This window comes from Streptomyces sp. NPDC023541 (genome assembly GCF_055559995.1).
This window is the reverse complement of sequence record NZ_JBVHJO010000007.1, coordinates 264,658-273,284: the sequence shown is the minus strand read 5'-3', so window position 1 is coordinate 273,284 and position 8,627 is coordinate 264,658. Positions and strand designations below refer to the sequence as shown.

The following is an 8,627-nucleotide window of genomic DNA, read 5'->3' as shown; positions in this document are numbered from 1 at the left end:
CCCGCGACCACTTTTTCGAGCTCGCCGACGAACCCCGCGGCGCGGTCGTGGAACTCCGGGGCGCGCCCCGCGCTTTCTGCCCTCCGGGCCGCCGGCCGCCGCCGGGGGGCCCCCCCCCGGGGGGCGGCCGCCGTCATGCCCCGTCCATCTCGGCCGCCAGGTGGGCGGCGAGGGCCACGGCCGTCGGGTGGTCGAAGGCCGCCGTCGCGCCCAGCCGCACCCCCGCCTCGGTACCCAGCCGGCCGGTCAGCTCCAGCGCGGTCAGCGAATCCAGGCCCAGCTCCCAGAAGTCGCGGTCCGCGGCGACCGCCTCCGCCCCGGCGTGCCCCAGCACCTCGGCGACCCGGCGGCGCACGATTTCGACGAGTTCCGCCCGCCGCTCCGCGGCCGGCAGCCCGCGCAGCGCGTCCCGCGGGGAATCCGCCCCCGCGGACCCGGCCGGGGACACCCCGCCGCCGAGGGCGAGCCCCCGCAGCAGCGCGGGCAGCCGGCGCCCGTCACCCCGCAGCGCGGCGGGTGCCAGGGCGACCGGTGCGACGACCGCCTCGTCGCCCGCGCAGGCCGCGTCGAACAGGTCCAGGCCCTGCTCCGCCGAGAGCGGCGCCAGGCCGATCCGGCCCATGCGGGCGAGGTCGGCAGCCGTGAGCCGGCCACCCATCCCGGCGCCGCCCCACAGCCCCCAGGCCAGGGACAGCCCCGGCAGCCCGAGGTCCCGCCGGTGCCGGGCCAGTGCGTCCAACTGGGCGTTGGCGGCCGCATAGTTGGCCTGACCGGCGCCGCCCAGCAGACCCATGACGGAGGAGAACATCACGAACGCCCGCAGCGGCGCGCCCTCCGTCAGCCGGTGCAGGTTCAGCGCCGCCGCGGCCTTGGCCTCCAGCACCCGCTCCAGCCGGCGCGGGGTGAGCCCCGCGATCGTCGAGTCGTCGGTGATCCCCGCCGCGTGCACCACGGCCGTCAGCGGCCGGTCGGCCGGTACGTCCGCCAGTACGGCGGCCAGCGCCCCGGCGTCGGAGGCGTCGCACGCCACGACGGTGGCCGACGCCCCCAGGTCCGCCAGGGCGGCCACGAGCCGCCCCGCGCCCGCGGCCTGCGGCCCGCTGCGGCTGAGCAGCAGCAGGTCGCGCACCCCGTGGCGGCGCACCAGGTGCTCGGCCAGCAGGGCGCCGAGGGCGCCGGTGCCGCCGGTGACGAGCACCGTGCCGTGCGCACCCCATGCGGCCGCGGCCGGCTCCAGGCCGCCGTCGCCGCCGGTGACGGCCCGGGTCAGGGCCGGGTGCAGTACGGCGCCGGCACGGATCGCGGACTGCGGTGCGCCGGAGGCCACGACCGAGGCCAGGGCCCGTGCGTCGATGTCCTCGTCCGCGGCCACGTCGACCAGGACGAACCGGCCCGGGTGCTCGGTCTGCGCGCTGCGCACCAGCCCCCACAGGGCGGCGCCGGCCAGGTCGCAGAGCTCGTCCGCGGCCGTCGCGGCGACCGCGCCGGTGGTGACGAAGACCAGCCTGCTGTCGCCGAGCCGGGTGTCGGTCAGCCACTCCTGGAGCAGCAGCAGCGTGCGCTGGGTCGCGGAACGGGTCGCGTCGGCGGTGTCCGGGGCCTCGCCGCGCGCCGTGACGAACACGACGTCGGGGACCTCCCCCGCCGCGCCCATCCCCCCGTCGAGGGCGAGCAGGTCCACGAACGTGGTCACCGCTGTGTCCCGCGCCTTGAACGCCGTGGCCAGACCCAGGCTGTCGGACCCCAGCACCGCCCAGCGTCGGCCGTGCACGGCGGCGGAAGCGGCTTCCGGCGCGGGCGCCGGCTCCGCCCCCCGCTCCGCCCCCCGCTCCGCCCCCGGCTGCGTCCCCGGCTTCGATGCCGGCGACCAGTCGAGGACGAGCAGGCCGGCCGCCGGGTCGTCCCCGGCCGGACGGGCCCGGAACACGACGGACTCCGCCGTCAGGATCGGCCGCCCCCCGCCGTCCGTCAGCTCCAGCGCGAACGCGCCCGCTCCCGGCCCGGACTCCAACCGCACCCGGGCCGCGCCGGCTCCGGGGCTGTGCACCCGTACACCCCGCCACACGAAGGGCAGCAGGACCTCCTGCCCGCCCGAGTCGAGGGAGTCCACCAGGAAGGGGTGGAGCGCGGCGTCCAACAGCGCGGGGTGCGCCGCGAAGGCCGCCCCGGCGGGCCGCTGCCCGTCCGGCAGGGCCACCTCGGCCCACAGCGCGCCGTCGGTGCGCCGCATCGACCGCAGCCCCCGGAAGCCCGGCCCGTACGCGAACCCCAGGCCGGCCAGCCGCTCGTACGTGCCGTCCGGCAGCCCGTGCACCTCGGCCGGGTCCACCGCCGCCGCCGCGCCGGGCGCCCGCTCGTCCTGCGCCGCCGGGGCCTCCAGCAGGCCACCGGCGTGGTCGGTCCACGGCTCCCCGCGGCCCGCACCGGCCGGGCGGGAGTGCACCGTGACGGTGCGCGCGCCGTCCGGGCCGGGGGCACCGACCTGGCAGCGCAGGTCCACCGCGACCCCGGGGCCGAGCGCGAGCGGGCGCCGCAGGACCAGTTCGGCGATGCCCGCGGCCCCGACGGCGGCACCGGCCTGCAGGGCGATCTCGACGAAGGCCGTACCGGGCACCAGGACCGCGCCCTGCACGACGTGATCGGCGAGCCACGGGTGGCTCTCCGTCGACAGCCGCGAGGTGAACAACAGGCCGTCCTGGCCGGGCAGTTCGATCTCCGCACCGAGCAGCGGGTGTCCGCTCGCCCCGATGCCCGCCGCGGCCAGGCTCCCGCCGGCCGGGCCCGGCAGCGGCAGCCAGTACGCGGCGCCCCGGAAGGGATAGACGGGCAGGTCCACCCGGCGCGCCCCGCGCCCGGACAGGACCCGGTCCCAGGCCACTGTCGTGCCGCGCACGTGCAGTTCGGCGAGGGCGCCGAGCAGCGTGGCGGGCTCCGGCCGTCCCCGCCGGGCCGCCGCGGCCAGTACGGTCGCCCCGGGCTCGGCCAGGCACGAGCGGGCCATGGCGCCGAGCACGCCGTCGGGGCCCAGTTCCAGACAGGCCCGTACGCCGTCCCCGGCGAGCGCGGTCATCCCGTCGAGGAAGCGCACCGGCAGGCGGACGTGCTCCACCCAGTGGTCGGCGGTGCACAGCTCGGCGGCGGACACCGGCCGCCCGGTGCGGTGCGACACGACGGGGATCCGCGGCGGGTGGTACGTCACCGACCGGGCCACGGCGGCGAACCGCTCCAGCATCGGCTCCATGAGCGGCGAGTGGAAGGCGTGGCTGACGTTGAGGAGCTTGCCGCGCCGGCCCGACTCCCGGCAGCGGTCCAGGAGTTCCCGTACGACGTCCTCGTCCCCGGACACCACGACCGAGCGGGGGCCGTTGACGGCGGCGATGCCCGCGACGGCCTCGTGCCCGGCCAGCCAGCCGAGCACCTCCTCCTCGGGCGCGTGCAGCGCGGCCATGGCGCCGCCCTCGGGCAGCGCGCCCATCAGCCGGGCCCGGGCCGCGACCAGCGCGCAGGCGTCGGGGAGCGACAGCACACCGGCCGCGTGGGCGGCGGCGAGTTCGCCGACGGAGTGCCCGAGCAGCCGGTCGGGGCGCAGGCCCCATGCCTCGACCAGCCGGAAGAGCGCGACCTCGAAGGCGAACAGCGCCGGCTGCGTCCATTGCGTACGGTCCAGCAGCGCGGCCTCTGCAGTGCCCTCGTCGGCGAACATGACGGGGCGCAGCGGGCCTTCGAGCAGGCCGTCGAGGTGTCCGCACACCTCGTCGAGCGCGCGGGCGAACACCGGGAACGCCGCGTACAGTGCGCGGCCCATGCCGGGGCGCTGGCTGCCCTGCCCGGTGAAGAGGAAGGCGAGGCGGCCCGGTGCGGAGGCGGCGGTCCCCCGGTGGACGGACGTGGTCGCCGTGCCGTCCGCGAGGGCCGTCAGCGCCGCCGTGAAGTCCTCGCGGCCGGTGGCGAGGACCACCGCGCGGTGCGCCAAGGCGGCGCGGCCGGTGGCCAGGGAGTGTCCGACGTCGGCCGGTGCGGGCGGCAGTTGCCCGCCGGTGACCGTGTCGCGCAGCCGGGCGGCGGCCTCGCGCAGCGCGTCCTCGTCGGCGGCCGACAGCGGCCAGGCGACGGGCACACCGGCCGGGACCGGGGCGGCCGCCGGTTCGGCGGCGGGCGCCGGGGCGGGCGGTTCCTCGACGACCACGTGTGCGTTGGTGCCGCTGATGCCGAAGGAGGAGACGGCGGCCCGGCGCGGGGCGGCGGCCGCCGGCCAGGGCCGGTGCTCCTGCAACAGCCGTACGGCGCCCGCCGACCAGTCGATGTGCGGGGAGGGGGTCTCGGCGTGCAGGGTGCGCGGCAGCAGGCCGTGGCGCATCGCGAGCACCGTCTTGATCACGCCGCCGACGCCGGCCGCGGCCTGGGTGTGGCCGATGTTGGACTTGAGGGAGCCCAGCCACAGCGGGGAGTCACCCGGCCGGTCCCGGCCGTAGGTGGCCAGCAGCGCCCCGGCCTCGATCGGGTCGCCGAGCACGGTGCCCGTGCCGTGGCCCTCGACCGCGTCCACCTGGTGCGGGGCGAGCCCGGCGGCGTCGAGTGCCGCGCGGATGACCCGCTCCTGGGAGGGGCCGTGCGGGGCGGTCAGCCCGTTGCTGGCGCCGTCCTGGTTGGTGGCGGTGCCCTTGACGACCGCGAGGACCGGGTGTCCGTGGCGGCGTGCGTCGGAGAGCCGTTCCAGCAGCAGCAGGCCGGCGCCCTCGCTCCAGCCCGTGCCGTCGGCGTCCGCTGAGTACGCCTTGCACAGGCCGTCGGCGGCCAGTCCGCGCTGGCGGCTGAACTCGGTGAACATGCCCGGGTTGGCCATGACGGTGACGCCTCCGGCGAGCGCCGCGTCGCATTCGCCGCGCTCGATGGCCTGCGCGGCCAGGTGCAGGGAGACCAGGGAGGACGAGCAGGCGGTGTCCACGGTCAGTGCGGGCCCCTGGAGGCCGAGGACGTAGCTGATCCGGCCGGATATGACGCTGGGCGCGGACCCCGTCAGCAGGTGGCCCTCGGCGTTCCTGGGGGCCTCGTGCAGCGGGGGACCGTAGCCGGAGGGCATGGCGCCGACGAACACGCCGGTGCGGTGGCCGCGGACGGACCGCGGGTCGATGCCCGCCCGCTCGAGGGCCTCCCAGGCCAGTTCGAGCATGATCCGCTGCTGCGGGTCCATCGCGAGGGCTTCGCGCGGGCTGATCCCGAACAGGGTCGCGTCGAAGCGGGCCGCGTCCAGGAGGAAGCCGGCCCGTCGGGCGTACGTGGTGCCCGGGCGGGCGGGATCCGGGTCGTGCAGGGCGTCCAGGTCCCAGCCGCGGTCGGCGGGGAACTCCGACATGGCGTCGCCGCCCTCGGTGACGAGCCGCCAGAGGTCCTCGGGGGAGCGCACGCCGCCGGGGTAGCGGCAGGCCATCGACACGATGACGACGGGGTCGGCGTCCTCCCGCGCGTCGCCGTCCACCCGCGCCACGCCGTCCTCCCGCGTGTCGGCGGCGGCGGCCGGTTCGGCGGGCGCGCCCGCGGGCCCGTGCGCCCGGTCGCCGTCCAGCTCCCGCAGCCGCCGCGCCGTGGCGTCGGGCGTGGGGAAGTCGAAGAACAGGGTGGAGGGCAGCCGCAGGCCGGTGGCCTCGGCGAGGCGGCGCCGCAGCTGCACCAGGGTCAGGGAGTTGAAGCCGAGGTCGCGGAAGGCGCCGTGCGGGTCGACGTCCGCCGGGTCCACGTACCCGAGCAGTGCGGCCGCGTGGCCGAGTACGAGGTCCAGCGGGTCCGCGGCGGACGCGTCGGCGGCCGGTGCCGCCGCCGGCTCCGGCTCGCCCGGGCCGGCGGGCCCGGCGGGGGCCGCGGTCGCGGTGCGCGGCTGAGTACGCAGCCAGTGCCGGCGCCGCTGGAAGGGGTAGGTGGGCAGCGTCACCCGGCGGCCCCCGGCGGCCCGGGCCACTTCGGCCAGGTCCGCCGCGGCGCCGCCGGCGTGGGCCTCGGCCAGCGACAGCAGGAAGCGGTCCCGGCCGCCCTCGTCGCGGGCGAGGGTGCCCACCACGCTGACGTCGGCGCCGGCGTCGGCCGGGCGGGACTCCAGGGTGTCGGCGAGCCCGGCGGCCAGTACGGCGTGCGGGCTGACCTCGACGAACAGGTCGAAGCCGGCGTCCAGCAGGGTCCGTGTCGAGCGGTCGAAGCGCACGGTGTCGCGCAGGTTGCGGTACCAGTAGCCGCCGTCGAGCACCCCGGTGTCGAGGAACTCCCCGGTGGTGCTGGAGCAGTAGGGGACGCGGGCCGCGCGGGGCCGGATGCCGCTCAGGGCCGTGCGCACCTCGTCGGCGATGGCCTCGACCTGCGGGGAGTGCGAGGCGTAGTCGACCGGGAGGGTGTGCGTGCGGACGCCGCGTTCCTCGCATGCCGTGCGCAGGGCGGCGAGCGCCCCGGGGGATCCCCCGGCCACGGCCGACGAGGGGCCGTTGACCACGGCCAGGGCCAGCTCGCCCGGATGCCGGGCGAGCAGCGGCTCCAGCTCCCGCGGGGACAGGGCCACCGACATCATTCCGCCGGTGCCCGCGAGGCGGACGATGGCCCGGCTGCGCAGGGCGACGACGCGGGCGGCGTCCTCCAGCGAGAGCGCCCCCGACACGCAGGCGGCGGCGATCTCGCCCTGCGAATGGCCGACCACCGCGTCCGGCTCCACACCGTGCGAGCGCCACAGGGCGGCCAGCGACACCATCACCGAGAACAGCACCGGCTGGACCACGTCCACCCGGTCCAGGCCCGGAGCCCCCGGCGCGCCCCGCAGGACCTCCGTCAACGACCAGTCGGTGTGCGGCGCGAGGGCCGCGGCGCACTCCTCGACGGACGCCCGGAAGACCTCCGAGGTCTCCAGCAGGTCCAGCGCCATGCCCTCCCACTGCGAGCCCTGGCCGGGGAAGACGAAGACCGTACGGGCCGGGCGGCGGACCCGTCCGCGGAAGAGGCCCGGCGCGGGGCGGCCCTGCGCGAGGGCCTCCAGGCCGGTCAGGAACTCCTGCCTGGAGCCCGCCACGAGCACGGCGCGGTGTTCCATCCGGTCGCGGGTCGCGGCCAGTGCGTAGGACACGTCGGCGGGGGTCAGGCCGAGGTCGGCGGCGAAGCGCTCGCCGAGGGCCCGGGCCTGGTCGCGCAGCGCGGCGGTGCTGCGGGCGGAGAGCACCCACGGCACGACGGCGCCCGCGGCGGCCTCCCGGGCCGGAGCGGTGGCCGGCCGGGGCGGTGCCTGGCCGATGACCACGTGGCAGTTGGTGCCGCCGACGCCGAACGAGCTGACGCCGGCCAGCCGCGGTCGGTCCCCGCCGGGCCAGGTGCCGTGCTCCCGCTGGACGGCGAGCCCCAGCCGGTCCAGGGGCACGAGGTCGCTCGGCCGCTCGAAGTTGCGGCTGAGGGGGATCTCCCCGTGCCGGACGCTGAGCGCCGCCTTGAGCAGCCCGGCGATGCCCGCGGCGCCTTCCAGGTGGCCGATGTTCGTCTTCACCGAGCCGACCCGCAGCGGGCCGACGGCCTCGCGGCCGGCCGCGAACACACCGCCCAGCGCCTCGGCCTCCACCTGGTCGCCGCGCCGGGTCCCGGTGCCGTGCAGCTCGACGTAGCCGATGTCGCGGGCCGCGACGCCCGCCCGGCGCAGGGCGGCGCGGATGACGTCGCCCTGCGCGTCGGGGCTCGGCACGCCGAGTCCCTCGCCGCGGCCGTCGTTGTTGACCGCGCTGCCGTGGATGAGGCAGACGATCTCGTCCTCGTCGGCGAGCGCCAGGGCCAGCGGCTTGAGCAGGACGACGGCGGCGCCCTCGCCGCGTACGAAACCGTTGGCGCGGGCGTCGAAGGCGTAGCACTCGCCGTCCGGGGAGAGCACCCCGAACTGCGAGGCGCGCACGGCGCTCTCGGGGATCAGGTTGAGGTGCACGCCGCCGGCGAGCGCGAGCTCGGACTCGCCGCGGCGCAGGCTCTCGCAGGCCAGGTGGACGGCGACCAGGGAGGAGGACTGTCCCGTGTCCACGGTCATGCTGGGGCCGGTGAGGCCGAAGGTGTGGGAGAGGCGGTTGGCGACGAGGGCCCGCTGCAGGCCGGTGAAGGCGTACGGGCCGATCGCCTCGGGGCCCTGCTGCGCGAGCAGGGCCTCGTAGTCGGCGGCGATGGAGCCGACGAAGACGCCCGCGGCGCTGCCGCGGACCTCGGAGGGGCGCAGTCCGGCGTTCTCGAAGGCCTCCCAGCCCAGCTCCAGCACGAGCCGTTGCTGCGGGTCCATCGCCTCGGCCTCCAGCGGGGAGATGCCGAAGAACTCCGCGTCGAAGCCGGCGACGTCGTCGAGGAAGCCGCCGCGCCGCGTGTTCACGCGGCCCGGCCGCTGCGCGTCCCCGTCGTAGAAGTCCTCGGCGTTCCAGCGGTCGGCGGGGACGTCCTTGATACCGCTCGCACCGTTGCGCAGGAGGCGCCAGAGGCCGCGTGGGCCGGCCGCGCCCGGCAGGCGGCAGGCCATGGCGATCACGGCGATCGGTTCGGCCGGCGTGTGCGGCTCCGGGTGGCCGGCTGTGGTCCCAGGCTTGCTGCTCATCGCTCTCTCTCGTCCGCTCGTCCGCTCGTCTGTTCCGTCCGCCGGC

At 77.6% G+C, this 8,627-nt stretch carries 1 protein-coding gene; it reads right to left on the bottom strand.

The annotated features are described in order from the left end of the window. Positions 1–133 precede the first annotated feature (133 nt). The gene (locus ACZ3X1_RS19710; RefSeq protein WP_467280432.1) at positions 134–8,581 is read right to left on the bottom strand and encodes a type I polyketide synthase; all 8,448 of its coding nucleotides are present in this window, start codon (positions 8,579–8,581) and stop codon (positions 134–136) included. Between the last annotated feature and the right edge of the window lie 46 nt (positions 8,582–8,627).